The organism is Salinicola lusitanus, from assembly GCF_003206045.1.
GTDB lineage: Bacteria > Pseudomonadota > Gammaproteobacteria > Pseudomonadales > Halomonadaceae > Salinicola > Salinicola lusitanus.
The window spans coordinates 78,349-96,220 of the sequence record NZ_PZJM01000009.1; the positions used below are offsets into that span (position 1 = coordinate 78,349).

At 62.3% G+C, this 17,872-nt stretch carries 14 protein-coding genes; 1 reads left to right on the forward strand and 13 read right to left on the reverse strand.

Annotated elements, in window-relative coordinates:
- Positions 1-126: 126 nt before the first annotated feature.
- The 9 genes from DOM45_RS13740 to DOM45_RS13780 form a co-directional block, all read right to left on the reverse strand.
- A complete protein-coding gene (locus DOM45_RS13740) occupies positions 127-1,134 on the reverse strand; it encodes a Bug family tripartite tricarboxylate transporter substrate binding protein (RefSeq protein WP_110601412.1) in 1,008 nt (335 codons plus the stop codon).
- Positions 1,135-1,235: 101 nt separating this feature from the next.
- Positions 1,236-2,402: an ROK family transcriptional regulator gene (locus tag DOM45_RS13745; RefSeq protein WP_110601414.1), complete on the reverse strand. Its 1,167-nt coding sequence runs from the start codon at positions 2,400-2,402 to the stop codon at positions 1,236-1,238.
- Between the two features lie 529 nt (positions 2,403-2,931).
- Positions 2,932-3,939, reverse strand: coding sequence for an Ldh family oxidoreductase (locus DOM45_RS13750; RefSeq protein WP_110601416.1), 1,008 nt, complete (start codon positions 3,937-3,939; stop codon positions 2,932-2,934).
- Positions 3,936-4,121: a hypothetical protein gene (locus DOM45_RS13755; RefSeq protein ID WP_110601417.1), complete on the reverse strand. Its 186-nt coding sequence runs from the start codon at positions 4,119-4,121 to the stop codon at positions 3,936-3,938. Before DOM45_RS13755 ends, DOM45_RS13750 begins: the two co-directional genes overlap by 4 nt.
- A 360-nt stretch (positions 4,122-4,481) precedes the next feature.
- Complete coding sequence (locus tag DOM45_RS13760; RefSeq protein WP_110601419.1) at positions 4,482-6,278, reverse strand: alkaline phosphatase family protein; 1,797 nt, start codon at positions 6,276-6,278, stop codon at positions 4,482-4,484.
- Positions 6,279-6,299: 21 nt separating this feature from the next.
- Complete coding sequence (locus DOM45_RS13765; protein WP_110601421.1) at positions 6,300-7,448, reverse strand: mandelate racemase/muconate lactonizing enzyme family protein; 1,149 nt, start codon at positions 7,446-7,448, stop codon at positions 6,300-6,302.
- A 10-nt stretch (positions 7,449-7,458) separates the two neighbouring features.
- Positions 7,459-8,985, reverse strand: a complete 1,527-nt coding sequence (locus DOM45_RS13770; RefSeq protein WP_110601423.1) for a tripartite tricarboxylate transporter permease — start codon at positions 8,983-8,985, stop codon at positions 7,459-7,461.
- Between the two features lies 1 nt (position 8,986).
- Entirely contained in the window at positions 8,987-9,439 is a 453-nt protein-coding gene (locus DOM45_RS13775) for a tripartite tricarboxylate transporter TctB family protein (RefSeq protein WP_110601424.1), read from the reverse strand.
- Between the two features lie 31 nt (positions 9,440-9,470).
- Complete coding sequence (locus tag DOM45_RS13780) at positions 9,471-10,400, reverse strand: Bug family tripartite tricarboxylate transporter substrate binding protein (RefSeq protein ID WP_157958433.1); 930 nt, start codon at positions 10,398-10,400, stop codon at positions 9,471-9,473.
- A 370-nt stretch (positions 10,401-10,770) separates the two neighbouring features.
- Here DOM45_RS13780 and DOM45_RS13785 point away from each other — a divergent pair, with 370 nt between their 5' ends.
- Complete coding sequence (locus DOM45_RS13785; RefSeq protein ID WP_162302628.1) at positions 10,771-11,793, forward strand: LacI family DNA-binding transcriptional regulator; 1,023 nt, start codon at positions 10,771-10,773, stop codon at positions 11,791-11,793.
- A gap of 122 nt (positions 11,794-11,915) precedes the next feature.
- On the opposite strand, the gene DOM45_RS13790 is transcribed toward DOM45_RS13785, so the two are convergent.
- The 4 genes from DOM45_RS13790 to DOM45_RS13805 all read right to left on the reverse strand — a co-directional run bounded on the left by DOM45_RS13790 (position 11,916) and on the right by DOM45_RS13805 (position 17,870).
- Entirely contained in the window at positions 11,916-12,992 is a 1,077-nt protein-coding gene (locus DOM45_RS13790) for a DUF6708 domain-containing protein (protein WP_110601431.1), read from the reverse strand.
- A gap of 262 nt (positions 12,993-13,254) precedes the next feature.
- Positions 13,255-14,328: a DUF6708 domain-containing protein gene (locus DOM45_RS13795; protein ID WP_110601433.1), complete on the reverse strand. Its 1,074-nt coding sequence runs from the start codon at positions 14,326-14,328 to the stop codon at positions 13,255-13,257.
- Between the two features lies 1 nt (position 14,329).
- Positions 14,330-16,990, reverse strand: coding sequence for a T6SS effector BTH_I2691 family protein (locus DOM45_RS13800; protein WP_110601435.1), 2,661 nt, complete (start codon positions 16,988-16,990; stop codon positions 14,330-14,332).
- Positions 16,983-17,870 carry a DUF4123 domain-containing protein gene (locus DOM45_RS13805; RefSeq protein ID WP_110601437.1) on the reverse strand — a complete coding sequence of 296 codons (888 nt, stop codon included), beginning with the start codon at positions 17,868-17,870 and terminating at the stop codon, positions 16,983-16,985. Before DOM45_RS13805 ends, DOM45_RS13800 begins: the two co-directional genes overlap by 8 nt.
- Positions 17,871-17,872: the final 2 nt, after the last annotated feature.

Here is a 17,872-nt window from a genome sequence, read left to right on the forward strand (position 1 = left end):
GTCCTGGGAGGGTGTCCGTCGTCACGGCGCCATCGTCACCGCGGCGCTGTCGAATTCGCAGGCGCGCGGCCGAGGCGTGTCGAATCGACACCACCGTCGGCCGGCCACCGGAGGGGTATCAGCGGATCAGTGCGTCAGCCCCAGGCTGTCGCCAATGGCGCGATAGCGCTCGAAGTCCTGCTTTGCGAATTCGGTGAAGTCCGCCCCATTCAGGTAGGCCGGGTCATCACCGAGCTGACGGGTTGCCTCGAGCCAGGCGTCCGACCGGGTGAGCTCGGCGAGCGCCCGATTCCAGCTATCGACGACGTCCTGGGGCAGGTCTTTCGGACCGGCGACGCCGCGCCAACCGACAATGGAGACATCGGGCAGCCCCAGTTCGGTGTAGGTCGGCACGTCCGGCAGCGCGTCGATACGCTCGGGCGTCGTCACCGCCAACGCCTTGACCTGGTCGCCCTGAATGGCGGAGGCCACGGACGGCAGGTTGGCCTGCACGAAATCCACCTCGCCCTGCATCAGCGCGAGCATGGCCGCCGGGTCCGAGTCGTAGTGCACCGGCGTTGCGGCCTCGGTCGGAATGTCCAGCGCCTGGTAGAGCAGAATCGGGCCGAGATGCGTCACCTGCCCTACCCCCGCCGTGCCGTAGCGCAGCTTGCCCTGCCGGGTCTCGAGCGCCTGCTGGAACTCGGCGAAATCGGCATAGGTGCCGTTACGCACGATCAGCACGTTGGGGTTGATCTGCGTGCGTCCGAGGTAGGTCACGTCGTCGTAGTGGTACGGGAGATCCGGGTTGAGCGCCGGGCGGAGGACATTGGAGCCAATCGCCGCCATCAGTAGCGTGTAACCGTCGGCAGCGCTGTCGATCACCTGCTTGGTGCCCACCGCACCGCCGGCACCGGGCACGTTGATCACCGCAATGTCGGCGCCGATGATCGGCGGCAGCTCCTTGGCCAGCACCCGGGCAGCGAGATCGGTCGAGCCGCCGGGGCCGAAAGGCACCACCAGGCGGATCGGTTGGGAGGGGTAATCGCCATCGGCTCGCGCCGGGCCGGCAGCCGCCATGGTCAACGTCGACAGTACCGCTAGGCCGACGGCCAGCCCCTTGAGAGGGCGAGAGAGATTCGCTACAAAAGTCATGGTGTTTCCCTTCCTATTGGTGTTGTTGGATTTAGGAAAAACGCTGTTTTTGTCATTGCTGTGCGGCTTTCAGCCGTGATCCTTCACGCTCCCGTGCTAGCTCATGCCTGCATCTCGGCCAGAAAGACCTGGCGATGCAACGCCAGTCGGGCGGCAGCGTCCTCCAATCGGGTAGAGACGACCGTCAGCTCGCCGTCCCAGCCGAAAGGATCCCGCTCGTTGGGGCTCAAGGCCTGGCGAACCCCCTGTTGATAACTTTCCATCTGCGCGACCGGCCCTGACAGCGCGATACGCTCGGGCGAGGCGATGACGATGCTCGACTTCAAGGCCTCGCCGAGCTGTTCGCCGGCGCGCTCGAGTTCATACGCGATCGTGGAATCGCTCGCCGCGCACGCAAGGACCTCGAACAGTCGGCTGGCCAGCGCGGGAGAGTGCTGCTGGGGCCGCTCGTAGCCCTCGGCACTGCCCAGGCGTCGCAGTACGGCGTACCCCGACGCCACGGTGTTGAGGCACCCCCGTCGACCACAGTTGCAAAGCGCCTCGACGCCCGCCACCGGCATATGTCCCATCGAGGCCAGCGTCTGCGAGCGCGCGCGAACCACCTTGCCATCGACGATCAGGCTGGAGCCGATACCCAGCGCCACCGACACCAGCAGCGACGAGCGCGTTCCCGCCGCCGCCCCGAAAGCGCACTCCGTCGAGTTGAGTGCGTTCTGCATCGTCTCGACGAACACCGGCGGGCCGAGCGACGCCTCCAGCCACTCGGCAACCGGGATCTGGAACCAGCCGATGTCCGGTGAGCTCTCTACCCGCCTGCCCGTGGGGTCGACCTGCCCCGCGCAGGCCACCCCCGTCGCGACCACCTGGTCGAGCGCGATACCGCACTCACTCAGCGCTTCCCTGGCAGCCGTGGCCAGCGCGCTCAAGGAGGCCCTGGGGTCCGGGCTCCAGGAGCGCGAAACTTCACGCCGCGCGAGGACCGTCCCGGTCAGGTTGGCGACTGCCACCGTCTGCTGATAGGCATTGATCGCGATACCAATCACGAAATGTTCATCGGCACACAGATGCAGTTCGATGGCGCGCCGGCCGGGTTGGCGCTTCTCGATCAGCGCCTCGCCCTCGCGCAGATAGCGCGCGTCGATCAACTGCTGCGTCAGCCGGGTCACCGTCGAGGGGTTGATCCCGACGTTCGCCGCCAGTTGGCTTCGCGGCATCGGCCCGCGTAGCAGCAGTTCGGTCAGTAGCCTGCGAATTTGGAGGGTCAGCATTCACGCCTCTTGATTAATTGCTTTATCAAAGCAATTAAATAATCAGACTAACGTCGAAGAGAGTCAACAGGGTTTGGCGAGATTGTGCGATGGACTGCGGTAAACGCAGCGGGAGGGAGGACGGCAGGGGAGTGGCGAGCACCTGGATGAGACATGGCACCACGGCCGATGTCCCCGGGATGGCCGCGTTCGTGGTCGATTACCCCAACGTGGCGCGCATTATCTGCGGGCACGTGCATCGCTGATCTTCCAGCGCTTCGCCGGCACCCTCGCCAGTTGCTGCTTCAGCGCCGCCCACCAGGCCGCCCTCGATCTGCGCGGGGACGGCCCCTCCGCCTTCGTCATGGAGCCGCCGGGTACCAGCTCCACCTCTGGCGCGCCAATGAAGTGATCACCCACCACCGCGTGATCGGCGACCATGCCGGGCCCTACCCGTTTCACGAGGCGGGCGGCCTGATCGACGAGTGAGGCACCGGTGGCGCAGACGTTTTCCCAGCGCGGGGGTGCCCGGCTGTCGTTCAGGCTGCCGTCAGAGCGGCTTCCCGGCGTAGCGCTGCAGCGAGTCGATCAGCGCTTCCGGCAGTTGGATGCCGTCGGCCTCGAGCTGACGTCTCAAGCCGTAGCGCCGCTGCCCCGGGAGCCGCACGCCCTCTTGCGAGAGCATCGCCGAGAACAGCCGCTCGGCCCGGGCCAGATAGCCGGCGCCGAAGCGATCGGGATCGAACGCCAGCAGCAGATGCGCGACATTGGGCGGCTCTCCCTCCGCGTCGAAGAACGAGGTCGCCTCGAAGCCGAAGTGGCCGCCCGTGAGCCCGGCCGTGAGCAGCTCGATCATCAGTGCCAGCGAAGCGCCCTTGGCGTCGCCCATGGGCACCATGCTGCCAGCGAGGGCGGCATCGGGATCGGTGGTATCGCGGCCTTCGACATCGATGGCCCAGCCGGCAGGAATCGTGTCGCCGGCCTTCTTGGCCAGCATCACCTTGCCCCGCGCCACCTTGGACAGCGACAGATCGATCACCAGCGGTTCGGCCGAGGCTCGCGGCGAGGCGAAGGCGATCGGGTTGGTGCCGAACAGCGGCACCCTTCCTCCCCAGGGCGCCATGGCGGAGGGCGCGTTGCTGAACGCCATCGCCAGCAGGCCGGACCGGGCCAGCGACTCCACCGGATGGCCGGCGACCCCGAAGTGATGGGAGCGCCGGATCGCGATAGCGGCCACCCCCAGTTCCTTCGCCACCGGCAGGACACGGTCGACCCCCGCCGCGATGGCCGGAAACGCTAGCCCGTGTCCGGCGTCGACGTGAACCACACTGCCGCGGACCTGGACGTCGGGAATGGCGTTACCCACGACCTTGCCGCTCAGGATCTGGTCGAGATAGAACGGCAGTCGAGCCAGGCCATGGGAGGATAGACCGTCGCATTCGGCGGCGACCAGCGCCCGGCCAGTGATATCGGCCTCGCGGGCGCCCACGCCCGCCGCCTGCAGGGCCTGCGTTGCCAGCTCGCGGACCTGGGGGATCGACAGTCGCCGGTGGCTCATGCGTTCTCCTCCAGCACCCGGCTCACGTTGCGGGCGGTATTGATCCGTGCGGTGTTGATCAGCACGCTGCCTGGGTGCAGGGAAGCGATCGCCTCGGTCACGCCATCGCTGCGGCTTAGCAGGGACTCGAGTGTCTCGACGGTGGTGGCATCCATGAACTCGCCGATCACCACGTCAAACATGTCATGACTCCCTCGGTCGGTAACAGTCGTCGTAGGGCTGCCAAGGTCGTTGGCGTGCCCAGCGTGAAACAGCATGACCGCCAAACAGCATCCCGCGCGGTAGATCGAAGATGAAATAGGGATGGATCGTTGGCAGTGCGCTGACGGCATCCAGTCTGGCACGCTGACGAGCCGATAGCGTCACCTCCAGGGCCGCGATGTTCGCCTACAGCTGTGACGGACGACTCGGACCGAGCAACAGCCCCCCTCCTCGTATCACCGATGAGCCAAGCGAGCGCGACTTGCGCCACGCTCACGTCGATTGCTGCGGCCACTACGCGCGCTCACCGACTTTCTCAAGGTTTGACGTACCGACCGATCCTATCGCAGCTCCGACTCCACCAATCCCTCCAGCACCTTCCCCTCCAGCGAATCGGTGGAGAGCCCCAGTAGCCGGGCGAACGTCGCCCCGGCGCTGTCCATGCGCTGGATGCCGCGAGCGGTATCGAACGCCAGCTCGACGCCGGGCCGAATGCCGGCGCCGTGGAAGAACGCCACGCCGTGGTTGGAGACGAACCCGGTGCTGGCGGTGGGTACCTGCGGGCCATGGTTGGCCCCCGGGGTGACGAGTTCGGCGACGGTATCGCCCCGCTGGTTGGTGCCCCAGACGAAACCGGGGGCGTAGGCGAAGAGCACGTCGCCCATCCGCTCGCCCCAGTAGCCGAGCGGGCTGGCATCCTGCTTCTTGAGCGCCAGCGCGACCACGTTGCGCTCGCCGTCCGGCATGTCGACATACCAGGTGTTCAGCGCCTTGAGGATGCGCGTCTGCACGCGATCGATCTCGCCACTCGGCACGAGGTCGCGATTGACGAAGATCTCCAGCCCACCGCGCTCGTCCTTGAGGAAGGCCTGGCTCGTGGCCGCATCAGGCTTGCCCTCGCCATCGATCGTGCACAGGTCGAATTCCGCCAACCGCCTGTGGATATCACAGAGGTGGGAGTTGGGGACGTCACCGTGATCGGAGGCGAGCACCAGCGTGGTGTCGTCATCGCAGCCGGCCAGCGCCTGGCCCACGGCGTCGTCGAGAATGCGGTACGAGCGCCGGATCACCTCGAGATAACGCGCGTGATCGCTGGCGGTGTAGAACTTGGATTCGGGATCGCACTGGGCGAGACAGGTGTGATGGGTCTCGTCGTTGAGCCGGAACACCGTGGCGAAGAGCGAGAAGCCCTCGTCCCCCAGCAGCGTCAGCGCGCTGTCGACCAGCCACTCGAGCTGGTAGCGCCCCTCTTCGAAGCTGGTCTCGAAGTAGCGGGTATCGGGATCGGCGGAGACCGCCCACTTGGAGATGAACGGGCCGTGGCGTTCGACTAGCCGGCGCGCCAGGCCCGGCCTGCCGCTGCTGCCTTCCGGGGCGGTGACCTGGGACTGCAGCAGGTCGATGCTGCCGTTGGCGACATCGAGATCGAGCAGCTTGAAGCGCACCGCCGCCGGCTTGCCTTCGAGGGCATGCTCGTCCGCCAGCGGGAGCCAGTCGCTCCATTCACCGATGCCCAGGTTAGCCTCGGCCCGCGCCAACTGGAGCCGAAGCCGCTCGCCGTCGAGACGCAACGTTACCGGCACCGGCTTGCCACGATGGGCAGGGATCAAGGCGACGAAACCATCATCCGTGCGCTCGATGGCGAAGCGATTGTGCTTCTGGTGATGGGCCAGCGTGCCGGTGGGCGGCCAACCCAGCGCCTCGCTCGACGGCGTCGAGGTCCACCGGTCGAGATGGGTGCTGTGCAGGCACGCCGGCGCCAGCTCCATCGGCGCGGGGCCGCTACCGCTCCAGAACGGGGCGAAGCAGAGATCGCGCTCGTCCGCGGGCACCAGGCTTTCGGGAAAATGGACCAGCGCCGCCCGCTGGCCGGCGTCGCGCATCAGCTCCAGCAGGTGTGCGGTGCCGCTGGGCGGCTGGCGCTGGCCGACCCAACTGGTGCCGGGCGCCTGGCCGGTGAGAAAGCTGACGAAGTTGGTGTCGCCCCAGGTCGAGATATAGGGCAGCAGCCGCGTCGAGCCACCTTCGTCGCGCAGGCGCTGAATATTCGGCAGCACGCCCTCGGCGCAGAAGCGCTCGACCAGCTCGGGGATCAACCCGTCGACGCCCAGCAGCAAGACTTTATGATTCCGACTCATGAGGCTCTCCTGGGGCACGACTCAGCGAATGGTGTAGTGATCGATGACCGCGCGATCGATCTCGATCCCGAGACCAGGCTTGTCGAGCACCTCGACGCAGCCGCTGGCGTTGAGCTGGAACTCGCCGCCAATCAGCTCCTGACGGAACGGATGCGCCGATTGATCGTACTCGAGCATCGGTTCGTCGGGGGTGAGCGAGAGCGGCTGCGGCGGCAAGGTGGCGATCAGCTGCACAGCCGCCGCCAGACCGATACCGGTGCCCCAGACGTGCGGCATCACCGGCACGTGAAAGGCCTGGGCCAAGGCGGCGATCTTGCGGCATTCGGTCAGCCCACCGGCGGCGCCGATATCGGGCTGGATCACGTCCAACGCCCCTTCGCTGATCCAGTCCCGGTAGCCGATCTTGGAGTACTCGTTTTCGCCGGCGGCGATCCAGGTGCGCGAAACGCCCTTGAGCTCGCGATAGCCGTGGCGGTTCTCCGGGCTCAGCGGCTCCTCGAACAGGTGAACCCGGGTCTCCTCCAGCTCCATCAAGATGCGCCGTGCCGCCGGCACGCTGTAGGCGCAGTTGGCATCCATCATCAGCGCGATCTCGTCGCCCACGGCCTCGCGCACCGCGCGCATATCGCGCAGGTCCGCCTCGATGCCGAAGCCGGTTTTGATCTTCATCGCGCGGTAGCCGTTGGCCTGATGACGCAGCGCCTCCTCGACCACTTCCTCGGGATAGTTGCCGCCTTCGCGACGATAGAAGCCGGTGGCGTAGGGGCGTATCTGATGGCGGAACGCGCCACCCATCAAGCGATGGATCGGCTGGCCCAGCGCCTTGCCGGCCAGATCCCACAGCGCGGTGTCGATGGCGGCGATGCCGAACAGCGCCACGCCCTTCTGACCGTAGGGGCGGGAGTGGTTGTACATCGTCTCCCACAAGACTTCGCGCTCGAAAACCGAGCGTCCGATCACCAGCGGCTTGAGCGCGTACTCGACCATCGCCTGGGCGACCTGCGGCGGCTGCAGGCCGTGGTTGACGCATTCGCCCCAGCCGACCAGGCCATCCTCGGTGTGAACCTCCACCAGCATGGCGGTGCGCTGACGCACCCAGCCCTGGGAGAACGAGAACGGCTGATCCAGCGGCGCGGCGAGAACGTGAGTCTTGATATCGGTGATCTTCATGCAGGATCCCTTATTCGGAAACGGGTTGAGCGGAGGCAGCCTTGCGGCGAGTCGCGGCTCTCGCCCGCCACTCGAGCACGCCCGCCGTCACCGTCCAGATCAGAAATAGCCCGATCAGCACGAACAGCGTGGTGGCGATACCGCTATGGGTGAAGAACGACAGGAAGTCGCCCCGCGAGATCAACAGCCCCCGGCGCAGCGAACTCTCCAGCGCTGGCCCCAGCACCATGCCGATCACCAGCGGTGCCAGCGGATAGCCGCCGCGGCGCAGCACATAGGCGAGAATGCCGGTCAGCGCCGCGACCACCAGGTCCAGCGGATTGCCGCGTACCGACACGGCACCGATGAAGCTGAACATCACGATGCCGCCCATGACGAAGCCCAGCGGCAGCTTGAACAGATAGCGAAACAGGCCGATGGAAGGCTTGCTCAGAACCAGCATGGCGACGTTGACGATGATCAGCACCACGAACAGCGCGTAGACCGTCTGCGCCTGGTCCTGCATCAACCGTACCCCCGGGGTGATGCCGTGGATCACCATGGCACCCATCATCATCGCCGTGACCACATCGCCGGGGATGCCCAGCGCCAGGGTGGGAATGAAGGCGCTGCCGGTCACCGCATTGTTGGAGGACTCCGAGGCGATGATGCCGTCCGGCTCGCCCTTGCCCAGATTGGCCCGCCGCGGCGACAGTTTCTGGGCCGCGGCATAGCTGATGAAGGCCGCCGCGGCCGCGCCGGTACCCGGCAAGGCGCCGACGAAACTGCCGATGAAAGAGCCGCGCACCAGTTCGATCAGGCGTCGGCCGATATCGCGCAGGCCGGGAAAGCGCAACCGTGCCTCCGGAATGGTGGTGGCCTCCTCGTCCCGTGAGGAGAAACGCACGAAGACTTCCGACAGCGCGAAGGCGCCCACCACCACCGGAATCAGATCCAGCCCGGAGCTGAGCGCATAGGTGCCGAAGGTGAAGCGGTCGGCGCCGGTGATGGGATCGCTGCCTACCATCGAGAAGAAGAAGCCCATCATCCCGCAGACGAGGCCCTTGAGCAGGCTGCCGCGGGAGATCCCGACGATGCAGAGCATCGCCAGGCAGACCAGCGCGAAGACCTCGATCGAACCGAAGTTGACCGCGAACTTGGCCAGCTGCGGGGCGCAGAAGATCAGCAGCACGCAGGAGAGCACGCCGCCGAAGAACGAGGCGAAGGTCGCCCAGCCGAGTGCTTCGTCGACCCGGCCCTGCTGGGTCATCGGGTAGCCGTCGAACGTCGTTGCCGCCGACTGCGGCGTACCGGGTGTGTTGATCAGGATCGCGGTGATCGACCCGCCGTAGACCGAGCCGCAGTAGACACCGATCAACAGCGCCATGCTGGTGATGACATCCATGCCGAAGGTGAACGGCAGAAAGATCGTCAAGCCCACCACCGAGCCCAGCCCGGGCAGCCCACCGATGATGATGCCCGCCCAGGTGCCGATCACGATGGCGAGCAGCGCCTGCCAGGTGAAGGCGTCGCCGACCGCCGCCAGAATCACGTCCATCTCAGATCACTCCATTCGTGAGCAGCGCCGGCAACCGGATCATCAGCACGTGATGGAACAGGAACCACAGCCCGCCGCCGATCACGATCGTTCCCAGCACCAACGGCAGCGGCCGCCGGATTCGAAACAGCCATAGCGTCAGCGCCACCAGCGGCAGCACCGGGATCAGGAAACCGAGGCTCGCCGTGGCCACCGCGGCGATCAGCACCGCCGCCATCAAAAGCGGCAGCGGCGAGCGCGCCCTTGGCGCCTTCGCCGTGCGTTGCCTCGGTGCTTGGCGGATCAGCTCGCCGACCAATATCGCCAGGGCCATCACACACCAGATCGTGAGCACGATACGCGGCACCAGCATGGCGCTCTCGGGCCCCTGCCAGGCGGTGATCGAGAGCCCTGCACCGGCCACCAGCAGCGCCAGTGCAGTCAGGACCCGAGGATGTATCAAGGTTGCCAACATGGATCGCGACTCCTGATGATCGGTGGACGGATTACTGTGTCAGCCCCGCATCCTCGAGCACCTGCTTGTTGGCCTCGAAGCGCTTCTGAACGAACGCCTTGAAGTCATCCGGCCCGAGATAAGCGATGTTCGCCTTGGCCTTGTCGGCAAAGGTCTTGAACTTGTCCGATTCGACGGTCGCCTTGCACGCCTCGGCGTACTGCTTGGCACGCTCGTCCGAGATCCCCTTGGGCGCGACGACACCCTGCCAGACCGAGAAATCCAGCGCCGGCAGGCCAAGCTCCTCGATCGTCGGCACGTCGTCATAACCCTCGACGCGGTGATCGGCGAATACCGCCAGCGGGCGCAGATCGTAGTTCTCGAGGATGGTTTCGGTGTCCGCCATGATCTGGATCTCGTTGCCGGCCAGCGCGTTCATCGCCGGGCCCGAGCCGCTGTAGGGCACGTGTTCGGCCTTGAGATCACTGTTGACCACGGTCGCCGCCATGGCGAGATGCGGCAGCGTCCCCGGACCGGAGGAGCCATAGAGGAACGGCTGATCCTGGGATTCCTCCACCAGCTGCTTGAACGAGGTGATATCGGAGGACTTCGAGACCATCAGGAACATCGGGTTGGAAACGGTGCGGCAGATGTAGGTGAAGCTGTCCGGACCGTAGGGCAACTTCTTCAGCGAGGGCTGGATCGACAGCGCACCGGCAGGCTCGTAGCCGATGATATTGGGGTTGCCCTCGCTGTTGGCGACCTCCGCCGTGCCCACCGTGGCGCTGGCACCGGCGACATTGCGCACCACCGACGTGACGCCCAGCTGTTGCGAAAAGGTCGGCTCGAAGCTGCGGGCGACGATATCGGTCGCACCACCTGCCGCGAACGGCACGATGATCTCCAGGTTGTCGGCCGCCATGGCCGCATGAGTGGTGCCGATCAGGGCCAGGGCGGCCAGGGAATAGCGCAGTGACTTCATGGTTGGCTCCATTTCGTAGCGCTGCGAAAAAAACCGAAACCAGCGCTGCCTTTAGATAATTGGTCTCATTCGAGACCATTCAGGAGAATTCGTTCTCGACATGGCTTAAAATCGTAGCGCTACGAATGAACGCTAACAACGCGTCGACATCGTCCATTCGTCGTAGACCCCGATCCAGGTCGCGGTCCGAGCGCGGCGCTTCTCCCCTTACGAAGCGCCGCGCCAGGCCCTTTACACTAGCGGGCGGGCCCTACGCTTTGTCTGAAAAATGCTGCGCTCGCCGGTTTTTCAGACAGAGCTTAGAGGGGGACGAAAAAATTCATATGCTTATCCGGTCCGAGCGCGGGGTCGGAGACGAGGTAACGGAATCTTGGCCAAACGACGACGACGCGGTTCGCAGCGCGTCACCATGGGGGAAGTCGCCAGACTGGCAGACGTGTCACCGAGCACGGTATCACTCTATCTACGTCGGCCGGACGAGGTCTCCCCTGGGCGCGCCGAGAAGATCCAGGCGGCCATCGACCGGCTGGGCTACCTGCCCAACACCATGGCCGGCGGGCTGGCATCCTCGCGCTCCAACGTGATCGGCGTGCTGGTGCCCACCATCACCAACTCGTTCTTCTCGGAGACGCTGGAAACCCTCGAGCGTCATCTGCGAAGCGCCGGTTATCAACTGCTGATCGGCAACACCGAATTCGACGACTCGCGGGAAGAGGAACTGATTCGCTCGATTCTGAGCTGGAACCCCGCCGGCCTGGTGCTGACCGGCTTCCTGCACACCCGCAAGTCGCTATCGGTGCTGGCCAACAACGATACGCCCATCGTCGAGATGTGGGACTACGGCCAGCCGGGGCTGGACATGGTGGTGGGATTCTCTCACTACACCTGCGGCCGCTTGGTGGCCGAGCACATGCTGCGGCAGGGACGCCGACGGATGGCGTTCGTCAGCACCAACTTCGAGCGCGACGTGCGTGCGCGGGATCGCTACCACGGCTTTCGAGAGACAGTGGAAGCCGCCGGAGGGACGGTCGAGCTGCGGGAGCTGAGCGGCCGCAGCCACGCCGAGGAAACCGGGCGGCTGACCCACGCGCTGATGCAGGATCATCCGGAGATCGAAGCCATTGCCTGTTCCAACGACATGGTGGCGCTCGGCGTGCTGTGCGAGTGCCAGCGACAGAAGTGGGACATTCCCGACCGCATCGCCCTTGCCGGCTTCGGTAACCTGGACTTCACCACCAGCACCGTCCCCCCGCTCACCACCATCGAACCGCCACGCCGTGAGATCGGCCAGCACACCGCCCGGCTACTGCTGGCCAGTCTCGCAGGTGAACTCCCGGAGGCGGAGAAACGTCTGGACCTGGGGGTGAGGCTGGTGGAACGGGAGAGCGTTTGAGGGCATCGGTGGCACAAAGACCGAGACATACGCCCACCATCGAACCCGCTCCGATCAGATTCAGAGCGGGTCCTGGAAGGCTGCGGCAGTTGGGCGACGCTCGCCGCTGTCGACCCAGCGAATTAAAAGTATCCCCGGAAGCAGAAGTACAGAATCACTAACACCTCCGCCCAGCCAAGCAGGAAGCAAAACAGCGGCCAGAGAATTTCCTTGGTGCTCAGCGGAGGCTCGGTTTGACGATTGCGTACGTAGGGATCGTCCGGTGCGACCCGGCATTTCTCCTCGACCCACTCAGGCCAACGCGGCACGCGACAGGTCCACTTAGCGAGGATACGGCCGGTGCCGGCCCACATGACCATCGGTGCGAAAATCAGCTGGAATACGCGACTATCAGCGAGGACCTGAGTGGCCTGGATCAACGAGTGGATGAAACTCTCACGTTTGCCATCCAGATCCAGCAGGCGCTGGTCGACCTGATAGGCTTGGATATGGCCATCGGGCTCTTCCATATAGCGGCGCACTAGCTCCCAGATTTCCAGCACGCCTTTCATGCCCTTGAGGCCTTCGTACTTGAAGAAGACGAGGTGATAAAGCATGTTGCCGTTGCGATCGCGTACGTATCCGCGAATTTCCTCACGCGACATACCCCGGCGATCCTGAGACTTGGTCGCCTGACTGCCATAAAATTGAATATCGTCCCAATTCATGGTGACCACACCCATATCTTGAGTCCAAGCATAGACCTTGCGGTCGCGACGGTTAAAGCGCATGGGGTAGTGAGTCTTGCGGAACATGTCCCAGCGAACTAAGGCGTTTAGTATAGGAAATCCTATAAATACTCCTGCTAGGATTGCCAGCCACGTAAATATGTGAACAATCAATGGGAGACTACCAACATCATCGAAGAGGCTAAAAAACAGAGCTCCGAATCCTATTAAAACAGGGATCGCCCCCATGAGACCAAAAAAGGAGGTGACGCCTCGTAGACGCCCTCCCGAATCAATTACTTCAATATAGCTCGAACTAACGGCAATTACCGAGTCATTAAAACGAGGTGACTTTACTTGATCTGGCGTTTGCTTCTTGTCGAGCACTTGGACTTTCTCTCCAAATCCTCTCGAGCGTGACATAGTACTGGAGAACCCCCAGTTTGCCCTGATCAATAAGTTGTAAAGATCCTTGGCAGTCGTCGATTGCATACCCTCCTTCCTTGTGGCTAATGGCTTCGATGCCCTCTAACTGTCCGGTTAGTAACCCGGTTGAGCACGGCTGGGGCCTGTAGATATAAACCGCTGCCGCTGGTGATGACGATTTTATGAATAATATTGTCTGAGGTTGAACTGACTATTTTCGGCGCCTGTGTTAAGTCAGCCACGTTGTCGACGGCCCGCTCGGTGTTAATAGTAGAGCAGGCCCTGGTTGTGCCAACCCAAAGCCTGCTCCCTGTTTAGGTTCAGCGTTTCAAAAATATCCCCGGAAACAGAAGTACAGAATCACTAACACCTCCGCCCATCCCAGCAGGTAGCAGAATAATGGCCAAAGAATTTCCCTCGCACTCAGCGGGCGCTCGGTTTGGCGATTGCGTACGTAGGGGTCGTTTGGATCGACGCGGCATTTTTCCTCGACCCACTCGGGCCAACGCGGCACGCGACAGGTCCACTTTGCGATCAGCCGGCCTGTGCCTGTCCAAGTAATCGCCATTGCAAGAATCACCTGTAGAATGCGGCTGTCTGCAATTACCTGCGTGGCCTGGATCAACGAGTGGATGAAACTCTCACGTTTGCCATCCAGATCCAGCAAGCGCTGGTCGACCTGATAGGCCTGAATATAGCCGTCAGGTTCCTCCATATAGCGGCGCACCAGCTCCCAGATTTCCAGTACGCCTTTCATACCTTTGAAGCCTTCGTACTTGAAGAAGACGAGGTGATAAAGCATATTGCCGTTGCGATCGCGTACGTATCCGCGAATTTCCTCACGCGACATACCTCGGCGATCCTGGGACTTCGTCGCTTCGCTAGTGTAAAACTGAATATCGTCCCAATTCATGGTGACGACGCCCATATCCTGCGACCAGGCGTAGACCTTTCGATCACGGCGATTGAAGCGCATTGGGTAGTGGGTTTTCCGAAACATATCTCGGCGCACGAGAGAGTTAAAAATAGGGAAGCCTATCAAAACTACAAGTAGAAGAAGGAAAGTAGCGAGAAAGTATATGGGGATAGGCACATTAGTGCTTTGCGCAACCATGTAGTAGATAACCAGCCACCCGCTCAGCAGTGTGGCAAGCCCACCAACAAGTCCAAAAGGCGTAGCCAGCCCTCTTAGGCGATTATCTGCATCCACAACTTCTAAAAAGGTGGCATTGATAGAAATCACTGAACAATTAAATTTCGTTTCCTTGACAGATGGAACGCTTGTGTTTTTTTCGAGCGGCCTAGTACTTCCTTTCAACTTGGTGATTTTCGACATTGTTTTCGAGAACCCCCAATTCCCTCTTACATAAAGATTATAAAAATCCTTTTTTGTGGGTTGCATGTCATTTTTCCTTTTGAGTGATTGCTTCAAGTCTTTGCATGTCATTTTCTAGAGCCGCGTTACCAAGACCTAGATCGCCACGTTCGCCGAAGCCACACTCGGCCAACCACTCTTGCAAGTCATTTTCCGAAAACCACCAAATGAAAAGTGTTGCCGCAAACGCAACGATCCCGAGCACACCGACAACACACCAAAGAAAGGCTGTGGAAAAAACCCCGGTCATTCCAATGAAAATCGAGAATGCAACACCACTGCCCAAGATCGTTGGAATACCGGAGGCTAGATAAAGATATCCCATCGTAGTGTCGCCACTTTCAAATTTTTCGATTCCCTCCCACACATCCATCAACCCTAAAATGACCCCACCCGCCAAACCAAACCTCGCCCCCCATCTCAGGAAAAACCTGCTGGATCCGGCCAGTAGATGATCCGTGGCCTCAAATACTTTCCGTGCATGCTCAAACGTCTTACCTACAAGCTCAGCGGCGCCGCTGGCCAAGGCGAACCCCATACCGAGTAGACGCCCTTGGGCTTGTAGGCCCGCGCCAAGGATGCTGTTCATCTTCCCCAGCTGATCGTTCAGGCTTATGTAAGCCAACGCCACCCCAACGATACCTGCCGAGAACTCTAACCTTTCTCGACTTGTCAGGCTTATTGCTCTGGAGGGCGAAGACGTTTCCGCCATAAATTCCTCGAGCGGAGTGAGGTCTATCTGGCGCATATCGAAGGTCACAGGGGGCTCCCCGTTGACCGCGATGAGCGAGCGCGTTTCCACCCGAACCTTCTGCTGGAACTGATGCAGCTCACTCTCACCCCAGTCGGGGTGGACCAACTTGAGCGGCTCGCGGGTTCGGGATAAGGCTTCCTCCAACGTCACGCTGATTTGGGTGATCTGAATCGAGCTTCCCGAGATCATCCCCAAGGTGAGCAGGAATGGCGTCGGATTCTGCGCTTTTGCCACGACACTTTGCATTGGCCCCAGCGCATGGCCGAGCATTCTGGCGGGAGAGACAACTTCGTCGGGATAATCTTCCGTCAGTCCAAGATAAGCAGCGATCAACGGCCCCCAAGGTAAGGTGGCAGGGTTATGGGGTTTGGCACCGAAATTAACATCGCTCGCTGCCATGATCTGTTCGACCAGGGCTTGCTGATTGAGGCACATGCCTCGCAAGAGCAGATTGCTATTGTCGATCTCGCTCGCCGACAGCCATTCAACATACTGTTTGAAGGCAGGCGCGTAGCTTTGGGTACCCAACAGCACGAAGGAGATCACGGAGACGAAATTGATACCCGACTCGACGTTCGCATCATCGAATCGGCTGTTGAGGTAGATCAGCAAGGGATTACCAGTCACCCAGCTCACATAGGCCGATGCCAGTGGCTGCATATTCTCTTCATCGTAATCCGATAGCTGCGAGCGATAGGTGCTCTCCATCCAGTGATCGGGCTCGCCGGGCCGGAGTTTGTCGCCATACTTGCCCCAGGCATCGTTGGCGGCCTCTTCGAGTTCAGACTCACTGATGCTCTTGTAGGCAGCTAGCCGCGTGGCCTCGACCTCTTGCCGATAAGCGGGATCTTCCTTCTGCCGACGCTCGAAGGTGGCTTTGGCTGCATGTGCTATGCCCGGCGGACCTCCATAAGTACGGTAGTACTCATGTTCGAGCCGCTCCTCGACGATCTTATTGGCGCGCTGCATCCGCGCCCGCTCCCGGAAGCCGTCTCGCAGCGCATTGACGATCCCCGCCGTCACTAACGGGCGCTTGATCGCTTCCTGCTCGTTGAACTCATTCTCTCGTGCGGCGAGTAGTGCAGCGAGATCGCTGGTGACACCGGCCGGATCGTCGAGCACGCACAGCGCTGGCGTCATCTCACTCGGCTCGGCCTGGCGTTGCGACCACTCGATGAACCCATCGACATCGCCCTGAATCCCGTTGACGGGTGCCAGGCTGTGGCTCAGCGCGCTCACTTCCGTACTCTGGCTCGCTGCGCTGCCGCCCGTATCGCTCGACTGGCGCTGCACCCAAGGGAAATTGGCCTCGGCCACCCGCTCCCCGAGTTCACTGAGCGGGCGGGTATAGTCCGCCGCGCCTCCTTTCCATTGCGTCAAGGAGAGCCTGCGCATGGCGTCACGCCGGCCATCCGTATTGGCGGCGTGCTCTTTCCAAACCCGCTTGGTCCAGCGGTCATCCGAGAAGGCGAGGTAGAGCTCTGTAGCGTCCTGAGCCGCCGGGACCGTGATACAGCGCCCTGGATAGACATGCTCGGGATTGCCGCGGCAGGGAAACTCGTCATCCTCCACCGGCGCATGGATATCGGCATCGATCGGCCCCGGCGCGTCGGGATCGAGCGCCAGCAGCTCGTCGTTGGTGACATCGATATAGCGGCTGAGAAAACCTTCGTCGGTCACGTAGTAGCCCTGCCAACGTCCACGGGCCGCGTTGAAGACATACAGAAAGCCTTCTCGCAGTAGCCTCAGTGTGTAGTGCTGGTCTCCTGCAAGCGCAATCTGCGAGATGGCATCATCCGCGAGATCCGCCGGCAATCCAGGGGCGCTAATGCTGACATTATCGCTACGCGCCACGGCATATCGTACGGGCAGGATAGGCAGGCCACCGCCGCCACAGAAGCTGCAATCGGGGCGAGGACTATCGGCGCTACTCATGTCCGCTCCTTAACTCTGAAATGAGGATGTTCCATTCGGCGTCATGCCATGCGTCCAGATGACCGCCAGTTTCGGATCGTCGCCGCGTCGCTAGCGCCATGAACTGCTCTACCTGTTCCTGTCCGGCCAGGTCCGGCAGATGCATGGCCGCCCGTTCTGCCAGTAACGACTGATCCTCGGACGATAGGCTCGAGCGTTGCGCATGACGCAGAGTGTCATCCAGCCACTGCCAATGGATCGTGTCCTGCGGCCAGGCGGGGGCCAGCAGGCTCAGACGGCGCAGACTCCGATTCAGTCCCGCAAAGCGATCGATACTCGACCACTGGGCACGAGTCAGTTCCAACCAATCGATGGCGGTAGTGATCTCGGGACGCTTCAGGACATAAGACCGACCCTGCCCATCGAACCAGAACCATTGATCGAGAGGCCCCAGAAGTCGGGCCAGTTGCATCGGCGTCAGCAGCCACGCCAGATGGCGGAAGACGAGCGGATCGTAATAGCGAAACCAGTGATATCGGCGGTCGCCAGGGCGCCGCTGCAGCAGCTGGCGACGCAGGTGGTAGGCCGTTTGTTCGAGATCGGCGCTTGTACTCATCAGCGCCGAGAAAAACGAGGCGCCACGTTTACGATAGCGACGGATGTGGTCGATCACGTCGTCACGCGTCTCATCGGACAAGATCTGGAGATCGACCAGCTGCGGCAGGCGATGACCTCGCGCCGGAGCAGGCGACGTTTCCAACGCCCGGACAGGCAGGTCACGCCAGTCTCGTTCGTGCACGACCAAGGGGTTGATCACGGCGTAGTCGAATTGATGCAGCGACTCTGCCGTTAGACTCGCGTCATCTGTGCGAATCCGGGATGGCTCCATCAATACCGACATGG